This is a genomic window from Thermomonas sp. (assembly GCF_047606765.1).
In the GTDB taxonomy this organism is placed as follows: Bacteria; Pseudomonadota; Gammaproteobacteria; order Xanthomonadales; family Xanthomonadaceae; genus Thermomonas.
The window spans coordinates 14,464-32,326 of sequence record NZ_JASGED010000092.1; the positions used below are offsets into that span (position 1 = coordinate 14,464).

At 63.2% G+C, this 17,863-nt stretch carries 11 protein-coding genes, 2 tRNA genes and 2 pseudogenes; 4 read left to right on the forward strand and 11 right to left on the reverse strand.

All coding sequences use genetic code 11. The annotated features are described in order from the left end of the window. Positions 1–648, forward strand: coding sequence for a bifunctional 4-hydroxy-2-oxoglutarate aldolase/2-dehydro-3-deoxy-phosphogluconate aldolase (locus tag QM612_RS08870; protein ID WP_415253540.1), 648 nt, complete (start codon positions 1–3; stop codon positions 646–648). 119 nt (positions 649–767) lie between these two features. On the opposite strand, the gene QM612_RS08875 is transcribed toward QM612_RS08870, so the two are convergent. From QM612_RS08875 to QM612_RS08895, 5 genes are all read right to left on the reverse strand, one after another. Then, complete coding sequence (locus tag QM612_RS08875; protein ID WP_415253541.1) at positions 768–2,564, reverse strand: TonB-dependent receptor domain-containing protein; 1,797 nt, start codon at positions 2,562–2,564, stop codon at positions 768–770. Continuing rightward, positions 2,510–3,508, reverse strand: a complete 999-nt coding sequence (locus tag QM612_RS08880; RefSeq protein ID WP_415253542.1) for a TonB-dependent receptor plug domain-containing protein — start codon at positions 3,506–3,508, stop codon at positions 2,510–2,512. The genes QM612_RS08875 and QM612_RS08880 overlap by 55 nt, the downstream gene beginning before the upstream one ends. Positions 3,509–3,798: 290 nt before the next feature. After that, entirely contained in the window at positions 3,799–5,571 is a 1,773-nt protein-coding gene (locus QM612_RS08885; RefSeq protein WP_415253543.1) for an alpha/beta hydrolase-fold protein, read from the reverse strand. A gap of 4 nt (positions 5,572–5,575) precedes the next feature. Then, positions 5,576–7,612, reverse strand: coding sequence for a glycoside hydrolase family 97 protein (locus tag QM612_RS08890; protein ID WP_415253544.1), 2,037 nt, complete (start codon positions 7,610–7,612; stop codon positions 5,576–5,578). A 19-nt stretch (positions 7,613–7,631) separates the two neighbouring features. Beyond that, complete coding sequence (locus QM612_RS08895) at positions 7,632–9,245, reverse strand: alpha-glucosidase family protein (RefSeq protein WP_415253545.1); 1,614 nt, start codon at positions 9,243–9,245, stop codon at positions 7,632–7,634. 197 nt (positions 9,246–9,442) lie between these two features. On the opposite strand from QM612_RS08895, the gene QM612_RS08900 reads away from it, so the two are divergent. Together QM612_RS08900 and QM612_RS08905 are read left to right on the forward strand one after the other, a co-directional pair. Continuing rightward, positions 9,443–10,921 carry an MFS transporter gene (locus tag QM612_RS08900; protein WP_415253546.1) on the forward strand — a complete coding sequence of 493 codons (1,479 nt, stop codon included), beginning with the start codon at positions 9,443–9,445 and terminating at the stop codon, positions 10,919–10,921. A gap of 10 nt (positions 10,922–10,931) precedes the next feature. Next, a complete protein-coding gene (locus QM612_RS08905) occupies positions 10,932–12,659 on the forward strand; it encodes an alpha-amylase family glycosyl hydrolase (protein WP_415253547.1) in 1,728 nt (575 codons plus the stop codon). Positions 12,660–12,764: 105 nt separating this feature from the next. Here QM612_RS08905 and QM612_RS08910 read toward each other — a convergent pair whose 3' ends face one another. From QM612_RS08910 to QM612_RS08935, 6 genes and pseudogenes are all read right to left on the reverse strand, one after another. Continuing rightward, positions 12,765–13,811: a LacI family DNA-binding transcriptional regulator gene (locus tag QM612_RS08910; RefSeq protein WP_415253548.1), complete on the reverse strand. Its 1,047-nt coding sequence runs from the start codon at positions 13,809–13,811 to the stop codon at positions 12,765–12,767. A gap of 105 nt (positions 13,812–13,916) precedes the next feature. Continuing rightward, positions 13,917–13,993 (reverse strand) — tRNA-Asp (locus tag QM612_RS08915). Positions 13,994–14,042: 49 nt separating this feature from the next. Beyond that, positions 14,043–14,117, reverse strand: a tRNA-Val gene (locus QM612_RS08920). A gap of 113 nt (positions 14,118–14,230) precedes the next feature. Further along, entirely contained in the window at positions 14,231–14,503 is a 273-nt protein-coding gene (locus QM612_RS08925) for an HU family DNA-binding protein (protein ID WP_374378562.1), read from the reverse strand. Positions 14,504–14,716: 213 nt separating this feature from the next. After that, on the reverse strand, positions 14,717–17,164 hold the full coding sequence (lon, locus tag QM612_RS08930; protein ID WP_415253549.1) for an endopeptidase La: 2,448 nt from the start codon (positions 17,162–17,164) through the stop codon (positions 14,717–14,719). 135 nt (positions 17,165–17,299) lie between these two features. Continuing rightward, positions 17,300–17,410: pseudogene (locus tag QM612_RS08935) on the reverse strand (transposase); the annotation flags it as partial. A gap of 370 nt (positions 17,411–17,780) precedes the next feature. Between QM612_RS08935 and QM612_RS08940 the strand changes: the two are divergent. Then, a pseudogene (locus QM612_RS08940) lies at positions 17,781–17,863 on the forward strand (IS5/IS1182 family transposase); the annotation flags it as partial.

Here is a 17,863-nt window from a genome sequence, read left to right on the forward strand (position 1 = left end):
ATGCTCGATACCGAACGCCACAGCCAACTCGTCGATGCCGTTTTCGCACTTGCACCGGTGATCCCGGTGCTGGCCATCGACCGCATCGAGGACGCCGTGCCGCTGTGCCGCGCGCTGGTCAACAACGGCCTGCCGGTGCTGGAAATCACCCTGCGCACCGCCTGCGCACTGGACGCCATCGCACAGGTCGCGCGTGAACTGCCGAACGCCTGCGTCGGCGCAGGCACCGTGCTCAACGCCACCGACCTTGCAAACGTGGAAGCGGCAGGCGCGCGCTTCGCCATCTCGCCCGGCGTCACCGACACGCTCTACAACGCGGCGAAAACCAGCGGCGTGCCGCTGATCCCCGGCATCGCCACCGCAGGCGAATTGATGCGCGGACTGGAACATGGCTGGCGGCGCTTCAAGTTCTTCCCGGCCGAAGCCAGCGGCGGCGTGGCCGCGCTCAAGGGCTTCGCCGGCCCGCTGCCGATGGCGCGCTTCTGCCCCACCGGCGGCATCGACGCCGCCAAGGCACCGGCCTACCTGGCGCTGCCCAACGTCGCCTGCGTGGGCGGCTCGTGGATGCTGCCGTCTGATGCCATCAAGGCCGGCGATTGGGAGCGCATCGGCAAGCTGGCTGCCGAGGCCGCTGCACTACCTCGCTGATCGACATTCAAAATCGTTCAACCAATGCCGGCCTCGCGCCGGCATTTTTATGCCTGCAAGAAAAACCCCTGCCTCTTTCGAGGCAGGGGCCTGGTTTGCCAACCGGGAGGGATGGGCAATCAGAACTTGTAGCTGAAACCGATCAGCGTGGTGCGACCGTATTCCCAGTACGTGGTCGGTCCCTGCGGCAGCGAGCGGGTGAACGGCTCGTCGCCGATATTGGCAACCTGCAAATACAGGGACAGGCCTTCCAGCGCACCGTCACCGAAGCTGTAGCTGACCTGCGCGTCCTGCACCAGCTCGCCATCGATCCACTCGGGATTGATGGTGCCTTCGTAGTTGCGGATGCCGCCGACGTAGCGGGAACGCTTGCGGGCGTTGTAGCGCAGGGCGAAGCCGGCACGCTCGTAGTACACGGAGCCACTGGCCACCGTCCTCGACAGGCCCGGCAGCGGGTAGGAGTTCGGATCATCCGGGTTCATGCGGATGCCACTTCTGGTGTCGGAATAGCTGGCCATGAAGCCCAGGCCATTCAGCGGCGCCCACAGCAGATCCAGCGGCACCGACAGCGTGGCCTCGACGCCCTTGATCGATCCGTTCTTGCCGTTCACCGGCTGCGAAATCTGGCCAACGGTCGTTGTCGGATAGTTGGTCTGGCCCGACACCTCCGGCGGCAACGGCAGCCCGGCGAAGTCGAACGACACGGTCTGGTTCCACACATAGCTGACCAGATCCTTGTAGAAATACGCCAGCCCCAGATAGCCACGGTTGCCAGCCTTGGTGCTGAAATATTTTTCCAGCGACAGGTCATAGGCATTGGCCAGCCACGGGCGCAGCGCCGGATTGCCACCGCTACCGGACCAGATCGGCGGCGTAGTCAAGCAATCGGCGGTGCATACGCCGACGCTCATGCCACCACGCATGTCGCTCATCGATGGGCGCATGGTCTGGCGCGCAGCGGCAAAGCGCAGGCTGGTTTCCGACAGGAACTCCCAGGACAGGTTCAGGCTGGGCAGGAAGTGGCCGTACTTGTCGCCGTAGCTGGTGAGCCCGCCAATGACGGTCGTGCCTGCGTTGGTGAACTGGGTCCAGCCCTCGCCATGCTGGTCGGCCTGCACGTACTGGAAGCCGACGTTGCCGCGCAGCGGCTTGCCGCCCAGATCGGTATCGATATTGGCCTGGAAGTAGGCCGTGGTCAGCTTTTCCTCCACGTCCCAACTCTTGCCCCAGAACCAGTCCAGCGGCGAATCGATGATGTTCCAGGTGCCCGCCGCCACCATCGCATCCGCGTCGTAAATGGCCAGCTTGTCGATGCCACCCACGCCGAAGTCGATGACCGTGCCCTCGAATGGCACGAACTCGGCCATACCGCCGGTGCAATCCACCAGGCACAGGCGCGCCTCGTAGTCGGTCTTGAACTTGCTGCGCTTGGTGAAGTTCAGGCCGAAGTCGATGCTGCTGAACGCACCGTCATCGAAGCTGCGCACCAGGTTCACGCGCACCGCCTGAATCTTGTCCTCGACGTTGAAGTCCTTGTAGTAGCCGCCCTGTCCACCCCAATCCGGTACGCCGCGGATCACCAGATTGTTCGGGTCGCCAAGGTCAACGCCGAACTCGTAGTTGTAGAACATCCCGCTGGGATCCAGCTCGAAATGCATCGTGGTGGTGCCGTCCGCGATGCCGGCGTAGGACTCGATGTTCTTGTAGTTGTTGCGGGCGCGGGAGTAGGACAGATCCGCGTTCAGCGTCCAGTTTTCGTTGAGGTTGAACTTGTTGTTGAAGCCAACCGAATCCAGCCGGCTCTTGGTGGGGTTGCTGTCCATCTTGATGACCGGATACACGCCCGTCCAGTCCGAGGAAGTTACTGTGCCGCCGTTGGACGTCCAGCCCGGCTCCACATTCGTCCCCCCCCCCACTCGGTCCAGAACTCGGTGCCGGTCTTGATTTCGGCCCGCTCGTACTTGGAGTACATCCAGTCAACGGTGCCTTCCCAGAAATCGTTCGGGCGCAGTTGCAGGGTGGCCATCAGGCCGTCGCGCTTGTTGTCCACGTTGAACTTGTAGAACTTGGAACCGCCGATGATCTGCAGAGTGGGATCACCCTTCGAGAAAGCGGTATAGCCCCACGGCTCGTTCTGGTAGCCTGGTTGCGGGCTGTCCATGTGCGCGAAACCGATCGCAAGACCCACCTTCCCATCGGCAAACTGGTCGATGTAGGAAAGGTTGTAGCGGTAGCCGGTTTCTTCCTGGCCGCGAATCTTGTTCTGGTCGTAGCGCGCACCGAATGAAACCTGTCGCTCGTCATAGTCCAGCGGGCGCACGGTACGCAGATCAACAGTGCCGGACAGGCCTTGCCCAACCAGCTTGGCATCCGGCGTTTTATAGACCACCACCGAGCTGAGCAGTTCGGACGGGTACTGGTCGAACTCCACGCTGCGGCTGTCGGAGGTGGTGGCCTGCTCGCGCCCGTTCAACGTGGTGGCGGCGAAGTTGCCATCAAAGCCACGGATGTTGATCTGTGCGGCGCGACCACGCTCACGCTGCGCGGTCAGGCCCGGCAGGCGCGCAAGCGAGTCGGCAATGGACTGGTCGGGCAGCTTGCCGATGTCCTCGGCGGAAACGGCCTCGACGATGGAGGTCGATTCCTGCTTCAAGTCCATCGCGCGTTCGATCGCGCCACGGATGCCGGTGACAGTCACCTTGTCCAGGGTCTTCGCATCCTCGGCTTTCTTCTTCGCCGCTGCCGCATCTTCCTCGGTCTGGTCCGCAGGCTGCGCCGACTGCGCATGCACCTGGGCCGTCAACATCATCGTGGCCGTCGCCAGCGCGACGCTCAACAGATTCCGCTTCAACTGCACCATCTTCCCCTCCGGAAGTCTCTCGATTGTGGTCGGACGATCACTTGCCGCCCGCTCCGTGCCGTGTTCACGGGCATGCCGTTCACGAACGGCGCGATGGTAGTCCCGGCTGTCAACGGCGATGCCAGGCTGCATACGTATTCATCACGGCAGCGCCCGAAAACCGCATCACAGCGCGCTTATGCGGGCACGCGCACATGCGGCAACGCAATCAGGCACGAAGGCATGCGCAGGCAAACGGCATGATTTTTCTGCAACGCAACACACGCCAGCGCCCTCGCCCCACAGGCATCTCAATCGCACGGTACGCCAAGCAGGAAACGCAGCGTCTGATCCACGCGCGCGCGCCATGCCTGTTCGTCATGGGCCGCGCCTTCGTACACGCGGCTTTCCCAATCGCGCCCCTGCACCCAGCCTGCGGCGTGCATCGCCGCATCCATGCGTTGCTGGTAAGGCGCATAACCTGCATCCAGCGTGGCGGTGCCGTGATCGAACCAGATGCGATGCGTTCCCGCTTTCGGTAAATGCCCGGACAACCAATCGACCATCGCGCCATCGCCCGCAGGCCAGTGCGTGGACACCGCGCCTGCACTGCCGAACACCTGCGGATACTTCGCCAGTGCATACAGCGAGATCAGCCCGCCCATGCTGGAACCCATGACCGCCGTGTCCTCGCGCCCCGGCAGCGTGCGATAGCGCGCGTCGATGAAGGGCTTCAATTCCTCGACGATAAAGCGCAGGTAGTCATCCGAAATCAATGCCGCACGCGGCACCGATGGAAACCAGTCCACGCCGGTCGGTATCTGCTCCCCCTCGCCCACCTGCGGCATGTATTCCTCGAAGCGGCGTGCGGTGTTCCACACGCCCACCACGATGGCTTCACGCACCGCGCCTTCGGCGATCAACCGGGTCATCGCGCCATCCACATCCCAGTCACCGTGGCCGGACACCAGCGACGGATCGAACAGGTTCTGGCCGTCGTGCATGTACAGCACCGGATAGCGGCGATCCGGATTGGCTGCATACGAAGGCGGCAGCCACACGTCCACGTTACGCGCGGCAACATGGCGTGAAGGCACGTCCTGCCAGCTTTCCACCGAACCGGTCACCTGCCCCAGCGCAGGTGCATGCACGGCATAGGCCCAGCGCAGGAATGCCGGCAGCATTCGCGCCCAGCTGGGCTGGTCGTGACGACCGCCTTGCAGCAGGTACAAGGTGGCGGCATCGTGCGACGGCGTGCGCGCACCATCCATGTTGGCGCTGTAGCCAAGCTGGCGCAGGCCCTTGTGCGGCGCACCCTGCGCATCCTGCCAGCCTTCGATCAAATCGCGCGTATCGTCCAGCACATCGATGATGCCGTCACCATCGCGGTCATCGGTTTCCTCAAGGCTGCCCGCCGCGAAGAAAAGTTTCGGGCGCGCCAGCGGCGGGTGTTCTTCCACCAGCGCATGCGCGATGCGCGAGGACTGCACGGCATCGCTGCTGCCGGTTTCGCGCGACAGCCAGAACGAGGGCGAGAACGCGCCAATCCGCCCGAACAGTTCCGGGTACTGCCAGCCGATGCCAAATGCACTTGCCGCACCCAGCGACCAGCCCAGCACTGCGCGTCCATCGGCGCGGGCAACCGTGCGATAGCGCGAATCGATTTCCGGCACCAGCGTTTGCGTCAGCCACTTCGCATAGAGATGCGCATTGCTTCCCACCACACCATATTTGGTCGGCGCGCTGATGGCCTCGTCCTTCGCGCGATCAAACAGACCATAGCCGGCCATCCGATCCGGCGGCATGTCGATGGCAACGACGATGACCGGGCGGATCACGCCGCGTGCGTACAGGCGTTCCAGTGTCGCCTGCATGCCCACCGCATCCATGTCCTGCCCGTCATTGACATACAGCACATCAAAACGGGCTTGAGCCGCGTCATAGCCCGGCGGCAGATAAACGCGCACGCGGATCGGTTTGTCCGACAGGCCGGGCGCGGCGGGTTCCAGCGTATCGATGCGGATGCCCTGCGCCTGTGCCAGCGCGCACGCCAGCAGCAGGCAGAGCATCACGATCAGGCGCATGGCATCACCCTTCGATGGGCACGAAGCGCACTGCCGCACCGCCGCCACCGGCCAGCCACAGCTTCAATGCATCGCCGCGCGTGACGGTTTTTTCCTCACGCACGAAGCGGAAGCGCGCATCGCCCTTCCAGTCCGCGCCTTCGCCATCGCGATAAATCTCCGCGCGATAGCGCTTGCCGGGATCAAGGAACTCCAGCGGCAATTCCAGCGTGCGCGGGTTGCGGTCGTTGATCGCGCCGATGAACCAGTCCTCGCCACCACGCTGCTTGCGGGCGATGGCGGCGTACTCGCCCACCTCACCTGCCAGCATGCGGCTTTCATCCCAATCCACCGCCACGTCCTTGATGAACTGGAAGGCGTCGGGATAGCGCGCGTAGTGTTCAGGCAAGTCTGCTGCCATCTGGATCGGGCTGTACAGCGCGACATACAGCGCAAGCTGGCGCGCCTGCGTGCTGCCGATTTCCTGCCCGTTCCTGCCAGTCAGGCTGAGCACGCCCGGCGTGTAATCCATCGGCCCGGCCAGCATGCGGGTGAAGACCAGCGTGACCTCGTGCTCCGGCGGATTGGGCGGATTACCCCATGCGTTGAACTCCTGCCCGCGCGCACCTTCGCGCGAGATCCAGTTCGGCCAGGTGCGGCGCAGGCCGGTGTCCTTGATCGGCTCGTGCGCATTGATCGCAACGTGGTGCTTTGCCGCTTCCTGCACCACGCGCAGATGATGGCCGCTCATCCACTGACCTTCGTGCCATTCGCGCAGCACCGGGCCTTTCGGTGCGTCCTGCCGTTCGATCTGGCCGGCATCGCAGACATAGCCGGTTTTCACTGCGTCGATGCCGAGCGAATCGAACAAGGCGAACGCCTCGCCCATCTGGCGCTCGTAATGGCTGACCGCGCAGCCGGTTTCATGATGGCCGATCAGATGCACACCCTTGGACTTGGCATGGGCGGCAAGCGCCTTCAGGTCGTAGTCCTTTGTTGGCTTGCGGAAATCGAAGCCCCAGCCGTTCGCAAACCAGTCGCCATCCCAACCCACGTTCCAGCCTTCCACCAGCACGCCACGGAAGCCGTTTTCGGCGGCGAAGTCGATATAGCGCTTGGTGTTCGCCGTGGTCGCGCCGTGCTTCGCACCCGTCGCCCAAGTTTCGGTGTCCAGATGCAGCGACCACCACACACCGACGTACTTCGACGGCTTGAACCAGCTCACGTCGCCAAGCTTGTTCGGCTCGTTGAGGTTGAGGATCAGGTTGGATTCGACCAGCCCGCCAGCCTTCTCGCTGATCGCGATGGTGCGCCACGGCGTGGTGAACGGCGTCTTGCGCACCACCGGCACCGGGCTGCCCGGCGTGAGCATGGCGCGCAGTGCGCCGTTGTCGCCACGCATCAGGTTCATGCCGGCATAGTCGATCAACGCGGCTTCATGGATGCTCAGGTGCAGGCCATCGTCGGTGCGCAGGGTGATCGGCGTTTGCGCCACGCCGACTTCCTTCAGTGGCGTGCGGTGATAGAGGTATTCCTCACGGTTCCATTCCAGCGCGGTCAGCCACCACGCAGTGGCTGGACGGGCAACGGAAAACTCGGTCAACTCCTGCACGATCTGCGCCTCGGCGAGCTTCGGCTGCGCAGGCACGTCATAGCGGAAGCCGACGCCATCATCGAACACGCGGAACACCACGTCGAAGCGGCGCTTGTCGTAGTCCTTCTCGCTGAAGCTGGCACGCAGTTCGTTGTAATGCTCGCGCACGAAGCGGCGCTCGCCCCAGGGCTGCTCCCATGTTTCATCGAAGCTGCGCGCCGCCTGCCCGTCGAGCTGCAGGTTGCGCAGCAACTGCCGGCCATTGCGGAAGATGAAGCCAAGGCGTGAATCATCGATGACCGGCTTGCCATCGCGCAGCACGCGGTAGGCAAGACGCCCTTCGGGATTGAGGTCGAGCTGGACGACGATGCGGCCATCCGGCGAGGCAGCCTGCGCCACCTGTTCGGCATGTGCGATGCCGGGCTGCAATGCAGCGACGAAGAGCAGCACGATGTTCGACAGTTTCATTCGAATAGTCCTCGGCTCGTCATTCAGTCAACAGCGCGAATGCAGCGCCGCGTGGCGGGAAGTGCAGCACGCCATCCACCCGCGATGCCTGCACCACGCCCGGCGCATCCAGTGCGGTTATCGATGCCGGCGCCTGCCATTCCACTGTCTCGCCGGAAAGATTGAACGCAACCAGCACCCGCTGATCTTCGTGTTCCCGCACGAAGGCAAGCACCTGCTCCGGCGCATCGAGGAAACGGATCGAACCATGCACCAGCGCCGGCTGTGTCTTGCGCCAATGCAGGAAAGCACGCGCGGCGTTCAGCACCGATGCCGCGTTGTTTTCCTGCGCGGCGACATTGCGTGCGCGATGCGATGCCGGCACTGGCAGCCACGGCGTTCCACTGCTGAAACCGGCGTTGTCGCCATCGTTCCACGGCATCGGCGTGCGGCAACCATCGCGGCCCTTGAAGTTCGGCCAGAAGGTCTTGCCATAGGGGTCCTGCAACGCCTCGAATGGCACGTCGGCTTCAGGCAGGCCGAGTTCCTCGCCCTGATACAGGCAGACCGAACCGCGCAGCGAACACACCAGCGCGACAAGCTGCTTCGCCAGTGCATCGCCCGCATCCGCGCCGCCCCAGCGCGTGATGGCGCGTTGCACGTCGTGATTGGAAATGGCCCAGCACGGCCAGCCTTCCGTCATCTTTGCTTCCAGCGCTTCCACCGTGCCACGGATGTAAGCCGGGCTGCTGTCATCGACCAGCAGCTCGAAGCTGTAGCCCATGTGCAGGCGGCGCTCATTGCAGTATTCGGCGGTGGTGGCAAGCGAATCTTCCGAGGAGATTTCGCCCAGCGCGCCAACATCCGGATAGCGATCCATCAGCGCGCGCAGCTCCTCCAGCAGGCCGATGTTCTCCGGCTGGGTATTGTTGAAGTAGTGGTACTGGAAGGCATACGGATTGTCCGGGCTGAAACCGCGCCCGGTGCGCAGCTCCGGCGGCTTGGGTGGGTTGTCGCGCAATTGCGCGTCGTGATACGGGAAGTTGACCGAATCCAGGCGGAAGCCATCCACGCCGCGATCCAGCCAGAACTTCAGGCCATCAAGCTGGGCTGCACGCACGTCCGGATTGTGGAAGTTGAGCTGCGGCTGCGAGCTCAGGAAGTTGTGCAGGTAGTACTGCCCGCGACGCGGCTCCCATTTCCACGCCATGCCGCCGAAGATCGACAGCCAGTTGTTGGGCGGCGTGCCGTCGGGCTTGGCATCCACCCAGACGAACCAGTCTGCCTTCGGGTTGTCGCGGCTCTGCCGGCTTTCGATGAACCATGCGTGCTGGTCGGAGCAGTGGCTCAGCACCTGGTCGATCATCACCTTCAGGCCAAGCGCATGCGCCTTTTCCAGCAGCGCATCGAAATCCGCCAGCGTGCCGAACATCGGGTCAACATCGCGGAAGTCGGCAATGTCGTAGCCGAAGTCGGCCATTGGTGACTTGAAGAATGGCGAGACCCAGATCGCATCGACACCAAGCGATGCGATGTAATCAAGACGCGCAATGATGCCTGGCAAGTCGCCAACGCCATCGCCATTCGTATCCAGGAAGCTGCGTGGGTAGATCTGGTAGATCACCGCACCGCGCCACCATGACTGCAACGTCATTGCACATCCACCATCGTCTTCGAATGGCGCGGACTATGCCGTTGCCACGCAGGCTCGGCAGCACCGCAACACTTGAATACGTTTACATGCACAACACCCCCGCAATGCACGGCGAATATGCGGCGCTGCATCACGACTCGCGTCTTTGCCTGCATCACACTGCGCGCACTTCAACGCTTGACGATGACGGGGAACGCATGGCTTCCAAACCACAATTTTCGTTCTGGCAAATCTGGAACATGTGTTTCGGCTTCCTCGGCATCCAGTTTGGTTTCGCGCTGCAAAACGCCAACGTCAGCCGCATCTTCCAGACGCTGGGCGCGGACATGGAACAAGTGCCGGGCCTGTGGATCGCAGCGCCGCTGACTGGCCTGCTGGTGCAGCCGGTGATCGGCTACTTCTCCGACCGCACATGGACACGGCTGGGCCGGCGGCGTCCGTATTTTTTGTGGGGCGCGATCTTTTCGACGGTGGCACTGCTGGCGATGCCCAACTCGCCGGAATTGTGGATCGCTGCCGGCACGTTGTGGTTGCTTGATGCCTCGCTTAACGTATCGATGGAACCGTTCCGCGCCTTCGTGGGTGACCAGCTTTCGCCGCGCCAGCGCCCCACCGGCTATGCGATGCAGAGCTTCTTCATCGGCGTGGGTTCCGTCGTTGCCAGCCTGCTGCCGTGGCTGCTGGCGAAGGCCGGCGTTGCCAATACCGCTGCCGCTGGCGAAGTGCCGGATACCGTGCGCTACGCCTTCTATGCCGGCGGTGCGGTGCTGTTGCTGGCGATCCTGTGGACGATCCTGCGCACCCGCGAATACCCGCCGGAGGTGTTGCAGTCATTCGAGGATGCCGAGCCTGCGGAAAAGCGCAGCAGCATCCCGAAGCTGCCTTCTGCCAACGGCGGCTTGCCGTGGCTGCTGGTGGGGCTTGCCGGCATCGCGGCGGTCAGGTTTTTCGGCTGGGACAAATTGCTGTACGTGCTGGCTGCATTGCCGCTGTCCTATGGACTGCTGCGCTTGGTTGCACCAAGGCTGTCACGTGATTCGATGCTGGCCGCGTTGACCGCCGACCTGCACGACATGCCGGACACGATGCGACGGCTGGCCGTGGTGCAGTTCTTCTCGTGGTTCGGCCTGTTCTGCATGTGGATCTACACCACCTCCGCCGTCACCAAGCTGCACTACGGCACCACCGACACCGCATCGGCAGCGTGGAATGAGGGCGCAAACTGGGTGGGCGTGTTGTTTGCGGCCTACAACGGTTTCGCCGCGCTGGCCGCGATTGCAATCCCGTGGATGGCACGCCGCTTCGGCCTGCGCGCCACCCATCTGTTCAACGTGGTGCTGGGCGGGTTGGGCCTGCTTTCCATCGCGCTGATCCGCGACCCGCAGTGGTTGATGCTGTCGATGGTCGGGATCGGATTTGCATGGGCATCGATCCTGTCCATTCCCTATGCGCTGCTGTCCGACAGCGTGCCAGCGGCAAAGATGGGCGTCTATATGGGCATCTTCAATTTCTTCATCGTGATCCCGCAGCTGGTCGCGGTCAGCACGCTCGGCTTCCTGCTGGCGAAGGTGCTGGGCGGTGAACCGGCCCGCGTGCTGATGCTGGGCGGTGCCAGCCTGATTCTCTCCGGCCTGTGCGTGCTGCTGGTGCGCAGGCCCGCCCCGCAAGCTGCCTGAGGAAACCCGCATGCGCCTGTCCCGCACCCTGCTCGCCCTTGCCTTTGCTGCCGTGCTTTGCGGCTGTGACCGCGCGCCTTCGACAAGCGCGCCTGCAACCAGTGCGCCCGCTCCCGCGCAGGAGTACTACGGCACGCTGGAACCGTTCGCCAGCCAGGCCGTGTATTTCGTCGTCACCGATCGCTTCGTCAACGGCGACACGACCAATGACCATCGCGACCAGGGCACCTTCGACATCCCGCTTGCACCTTGCGATGGCGTGATCGACAACATTGGCTACCTTGGCGGTGACTTCAAGGGCATCGCCGACAATCTCGACTACATCCGCGAGATGGGCTTCAGCGCGATCTGGATCACGCCCATCGTGGACAACCCGGACGAGCCCTTCAGCGGCGGCACGCCTCCGGGCTGCAACAGTTCCCTCAGCGACAAGGGCAAGACCGGTTATCACGGCTACTGGGGCGTGAACTTCTACAAGCTGGACGAACACCTGCCCAGTCCCGGCCTGGATTTCACCGGGCTTGCGAATGCGGTGCATGCAAAGCAGATGAAGCTGGTGCTGGACATCGTGGGCAATCACGGTTCACCGGCATGGACGATGCAGAAGCCGCAGCCGAAGTTCGGGCAGATCTTCGACCAGCACGGCAAGCTGATCGCCGACCACCAGAACCTGCCACCGCAACAACTCGACCCGAAGCACAACCCGCTGCATGCGTTCTACAACGCCATCGGCCCGGTGGATGGCGATGGATACGCCAACGGCAACCTGGCGCAATTGTCCGACTTCGACGCCAGCAATCCCGCCGTGCTGGACTACCTTGCCGGCGCCTACGAGCAATGGATCGACCAGGGCGCAGACGCCTTCCGCATCGACACCATCGGCTGGATGCCGCCTGCGTTCTGGCAGGCGTTTACTGATCGCATCCGCGCCAAACGCCCCGGCTTCTTCATGTTCGGCGAAGCCTTCGACTACAACGCGGCGAAAATCGCCACCCACACCCAGCCCGGCAACGGCGAAGTCAGCGTGCTGGACTTCCCGATGAAGCAGGCGATGGACGAGGCGTTCGGCCGCAAGCGCGCCGGTTTCGAAAAACTGGTGCCGGCGCTGCACCTGACCGGTGGCCCGTATGCGAACCCCTACGACCTTGCCACCTTCTACGACAACCACGACATGGCGCGCATGGATGCCAGCGACGAGGGCTTCATCGACGCGCACAACTGGCTGTTCACCGCGCGCGGCATCCCGGTGGTCTATTACGGCTCGGAGATGGGCTTCATGCGTGGCCGCGCGGAGCATGCCGGCAACCGCAACTACTTCGGCACCGAAGGCATCGCCGCCGCCACCAATCACCCGATCCGCACCGCGCTGGCGCGCATCGCCAAGGTGCGTGCGGCCTCGCCGGCACTGCAACGCGGCCTGCAGCTGAACATCCTGCTGGAAGGCGACCGCGCCGCGTTCTACCGGGTTTATCAGCACGCTGGCACGCAGCAGATCGCACTGGTTCTGCTCAACAAGGGCGATGCGCCGCAGCGGTTCACCATCAACAGGATGCTGCAAGCAGGCGCGTGGAAACCGGCGTTAGGCGGTGCTGCCATCAACGTGGCGGAAGGCGGCACGCTGGACGCGGAGGTCGCGCCGCATGGCGTGCAGGTGTTCCTGCTGGATGCAGCCGTGACACAGCCGGAATTGCGCGCTGCGCTGGATGCGGTGATGGCGGGCGCGCGTAAGCGCGTTTGACCTCCATTGTTCTCCCCGCAGTGCGGGGAGACGGCTCGCAAACAGCCCCCTCACCCGCCTTCGGCACCCTCTCCCCATCGTTGATGGGGAGAGGGAAACAAACGATCAACCGGCGCTGGAGGCTCGCACTTCCAGCGTCGGTTCCAGGGTGATGCTCTGCGCGGGTTCGTCGCGCACCAACCGCAGCAAGGTGTCCACCAGCAGTTCGCCCGCTTTCGTGGTGTTCTGCACCACCGTGGTCAGCGGTGGATTGGAGAAGCGTGCCATCGGCGTGCCGTCGAAACCCACCACCGCCACGTCTTCCGGCACCCGCAAGCCGGCTTCCTTCAGCGCACGCAGCGCGCCGATTGCGATCAGATCGCTACCGGCGAAGATCGCATCGAACGGCAGGCCGCGCGCAATCAGCGTCTGCGCGGCATCAAAGCCTGCCTGCTCGGTGCTGTCGGCATCGACCTGCAGCGCAGGGTCCATCGCCAGCCCGGCTTCCTTCAACGCGGCATCACAACCGCGATAGCGTGCAAGAAACTCGGGGAAGCGGATCGATGCACCACCGAGGAAGGCAACACGCTTGCGGCCGCAGGCCAGCAGGTGGCGACCGGCCAGCATGCCGCCCGCGTCGTTGTCACAACCGATGGAAATGCTCGGCTGCCCTTCCAACACCGGCCCCCAGTGAACGAAATGCGTGCCCTGCGCCACCAGATGCGCCAGCATGCTTTCATAGGCGATGTAATCACCGTAGCCCAGCAGGATCAGCCCATCGGCCTTCATGCTGTCTTCGTAGTCGGCATGCCAGTCGTCCGACAACTGCTGGAACGACACCAGCAGATCGTGGCCGTGCTTGGCGCAGGCGCGGGTGATCGAACCCAGCATCGACAGGAAGAACGGGTTGATGTGGGAATCATCCGGCGTCGGGTCTTCGAACAACAGCAGCGCCAGCGTGCCGGCGCGCTGGGTGCGCAGGCTCGATGCGTGGCGATCCACCTTGTAGTTCAACTCGCGCACCGCCTCTTCCACCCGCTTGCGGGTTTCGACGTTCACCAGCGGGCTGCCGCGCAACACGCGCGAGACCGTGGCCTGCGAGACATTGGCGCGATGCGCGATGTCCAGCGAGGTCGCCTTGGTTTTCTTTTTCGGGAGTTTGGGACCTTCCATGCGGGCAGTGTACAACCGTGCGATACCGAGCCACGCACGCTGTCCGGCAAAGGATCAGGCTGGAAAAAACGAAGCCCCGCATCGCTGCGGGGCTTCGGGTGTAAATGGCGGAGTGGACGGGACTCGAACCCGCGACCTCCGGCGTGACAGGCCAGCATTCTAACCGACTGAACTACCACTCCGCTAAGACGGACAAGTTTAGCAGGCCTTTTCTCGACACGCAAGACTTGTTGGTGGGCACTGAGGGGATCGAACCCCCGACCCGCTCCGTGTAAAGGAGCCGCTCTACCGCTGAGCTAAGTGCCCGGGGGCGGAATTATCGCAGCCACGGCCCGCAAGCGAAAGCATCGTGATGCGCAATCCGCAAAAGGAAAGGCCCGGCAATGCCGGGCCTTTCGCGACGAACTGCCAGCGATGGCTTAGTTCACCGCATCCTTCAGCGCCTTGCCGGCCTTGAACGCCGGGTTCTTCGAGGCCTTGATCTTGATGGTGTCGCCGGTGCGCGGGTTGCGGCCGGTACGGGCACCACGCTTGCGGACCGAGAAGGTGCCGAAGCCGACGAGGGTCACGGTGTCGCCCTTCTTCAGGGCCTTGGTGATGGCAGCGACCATCGCGTCAACCGCACGGCCGGCGTCGGCCTTGGTCAGTTCGGCGTTGTCGGCAACGGCTTCGATGAATTCGGCTTTGTTCATTTGCTTGTTGGCTCCGTTTAGGAATGAAGCGTTGAATGTAATTCGGTGGCCGGTATTCGCCACGATCCCCCTGTCGCAACACCGGCTTCCCGCAAGCACCGCATGGAACGATGCGGTTGAGAAACCTTATACCAGTGCTGTTTCCGGCGCGCAATACGGAAAGCAAGCGCTGGCGCGGGTTTCAGGCATTCGCCGACGAAAGGCAGGCGCGTCTCAATGCTTGACAGCGGCCCGCGGGCTCTGCTTCTGCCTGGCTTTCGGCTTGGGGGCCGGCAGCGGCGGCTGCACCTGCTCGGCTGCCGCCACCCGGCTGGGCAACGGGCGTTCAAGCGCAAGGTCCAGCACTTCGTCGATCCACTTCACCGGCACGATCTTCATGTGTTTCGTCACCGCCGCAGGAATGTCGGCAAGATCCTTGCGGTTTTCGTCGGGGATGATGACGGTCTTGATGCCGCCGCGCATCGCCGCAAGCAGCTTCTCTTTCAATCCGCCGATTGCACTGACGCGCCCGCGCAGGGTGATTTCGCCGGTCATCGCCACGTCGTGACGCACGGGGATGCGCGTGAGCATCGACACCAATGTGGTCGCCATCGCGATGCCGGCACTGGGGCCGTCCTTCGGCGTGGCGCCGTCCGGCACATGCACATGCACGTCGTACTTCTGCAGGAAGTCCAGATCGATGCCGAGCCGTTCCGTGCGCGCGCGCACCACGGACAGCGCGGCAGATGCCGACTCCTTCATCACGTCACCCAACTGGCCGGTGAGGATCAGCGCGCCCTTGCCCGGCACCAGCGTGGATTCGATCTGCAGCAGATCGCCGCCGACTTCCGTCCATGCAAGACCGGTCACCAACCCGATTTCGTTCTCGGCCTCGGCTCGGCCGAAATCGAAACGCTGCACGCCCAGATATTTTTCGAGGTTCTTGTTGCTGACCTGCACGGCCTTCGGCTTGGCACCCTTCGGTTGGGGGCCCTTCAACGCGATCTCCTTCACCACCTTGCGCGCGATCCTGGCGATCTCGCGTTCAAGGTTGCGCACGCCGGATTCGCGCGTGTAGTAGCGCACGATGTCGAGAATCGCGCTTTCGGCGATGGCAAGCTCGCCTTCGCGCAGGCCATTGGCCTTGAGCTGCTTGGGCACGAGGTAACGCATCGCGATGTTGAGCTTCTCATCCTCGGTGTAGCCGGGGATGCGGATCACTTCCATGCGATCCAGCAACGGGCCCGGGATGTTCAGCGAATTGGAGGTCGCCACGAACATCACTTCGGACAGGTCGAGATCGACTTCAAGGTAATGGTCGTTGAAGGCGTGGTTCTGCTCGGGATCGAGCACTTCCAGCAACGCCGAGGATGGATCGCCACGGAAGTCCATGCTCATCTTGTCGATCTCGTCCAGCACGAACAGCGGATTCTTCGACTTCACCTTGTTGAGGTTCTGCACGATACGGCCAGGCATCGAACCCACGTAGGTGCGGCGATGGCCACGGATTTCGGCTTCGTCACGCACGCCGCCCAGCGCCATGCGCACGAACTTGCGGTTGGTCGCCTTGGCGATGCTCTGCCCCAGCGATGTCTTGCCCACGCCGGGCGGGCCAACCAGGCACAGGATCGGCCCCTTCATCTTGGACACGCGCGATTGCACCGCGAGGTATTCGAGGATGCGTTCCTTGACCTTCTCCAGACCGTAATGATCGGCGTCCAGCGTGTCCTGTGCGACCTTCAGATCCTTGCGCACCTTGCTGCGCTGCTTCCACGGCACGCCCAGCAGCCAGTCGAGGTAATTGCGGACGACGCCGGCCTCGGCGGACATCGGCGACATCTGCTTGAGCTTGGCGAACTCGGCCTTGGCCTTGGTTTCCACCGGCTTGGGCATGCCGGCGGCAGCGATCCGCTTGGCCAGCTCGTCCATGTCGTTCGGTGCGTCGTCGAGGTCGCCCAGTTCCTTCTGGATCGCCTTCATCTGTTCGTTGAGGTAGTACTCGCGCTGCGATTTCTCCATCTGCGACTTCACGCGGCCGCGGATGCGCTTCTCCATCTGCTGCACGTCGATTTCGCCATCGACCAGTCCCACCAGCAGTTCCAGCCGCTCGGCGGTGTCCAGCGTTTCCAGCAGCTTCTGCTTGTCGGACAGGCGCACGCCGATATGCGCGGCGATGGTGTCGGCAAGACGCGAGGGCTCATCGATGCCGGCCAGCGTCTGCAGCAGTTCCGGCGGCAGCTTGCGGTTGGTCTTGATGTACTGCTCGAACAGGCCCATCAGCGAACGTGCGATGGCCTCCACTTCGCGCGGCTCGCGGGTTTCCAGCGACTCGATCACGTCGGCATCACCGGCCAGCACGCCGTCTTCTTCGCGCACCGCATCGACACGTGCGCGCACCAGCCCTTCGACCAGCACCTTGATGGTGCCGTCCGGCAGTTTCAGCAGTTGCAGCACCTGCGCCAGCGTGCCGACCTGGTGCAACTCGGCGGCACCGGGGTCATCGGTCTCCGGCGATTTCTGCGCCACCAGCAGGATGCGGCGGTCGCCATCCATCGCCATGTCCAGCGCGCGGATCGATTTTTCGCGCCCCACGAACAGCGGGATCACCATGTGCGGGAACACCACCACGTCACGCAGCGGCAGCACCGGGAGAGTGACGGATGGTTCGGTGGGGTTGCTCATGCAGGCTCCGATACGGCTCGCGGCACGGTTGCGCCGCCATGCCTGCTTTTATGGGGCTGGCGGGCGTCGGTTGCAAGCGGTCCGCATCTGTCATTCCCGCGAAAGCGGGAATGAAGAGCCAAAAACAAAGGTTCTTCACGTATTCCCGGGGAAGGTGGCCTTGATCTTCAGGAAGAAGTAGGCGCTGTCCCGGTAGCCGTAAGCCATGCGCTTGATGACCTTGATTTTGTTGTTGAGCCGTTGAACGCCTATCTGAGCAAGGTGCCGGACAAGGAGAAGGTTGAGGTCGTGGCCATGGACTTGCACCAAGGGTTGAGGTCGGCATCCTGCGCGGGCTTCGCCTTTCGTGCCGCAGCCGGCTTCGCACCCTCGGCTGTCGCAGGACTGACGGCCATGATCGATAGCCCAGCGCAGAGTAGAAGCAAGAGCCAGAAGCGCATTCAGATTCCCCAAGTCCTTTGTCCGAATGCTAGGCGGCAACAGCGACAGCGGCAACCTGCGGTTTCCACACTGAACCGCTACAAGCTCAAACTCTCGGAGGCAGGAATCCCACAGGAAAAGGAAGTCAAAGGCTAAGAGCCTGTTCAAAGTCTTTCTCATCCCTGATGCTATAGGGATGAGACATCCCTATCCCAGTGACATCAGCCGCGAGCAGTTCGAGACGATCCTTCCGCTGCTGGAGAGTGCCCGCAAGAAGAC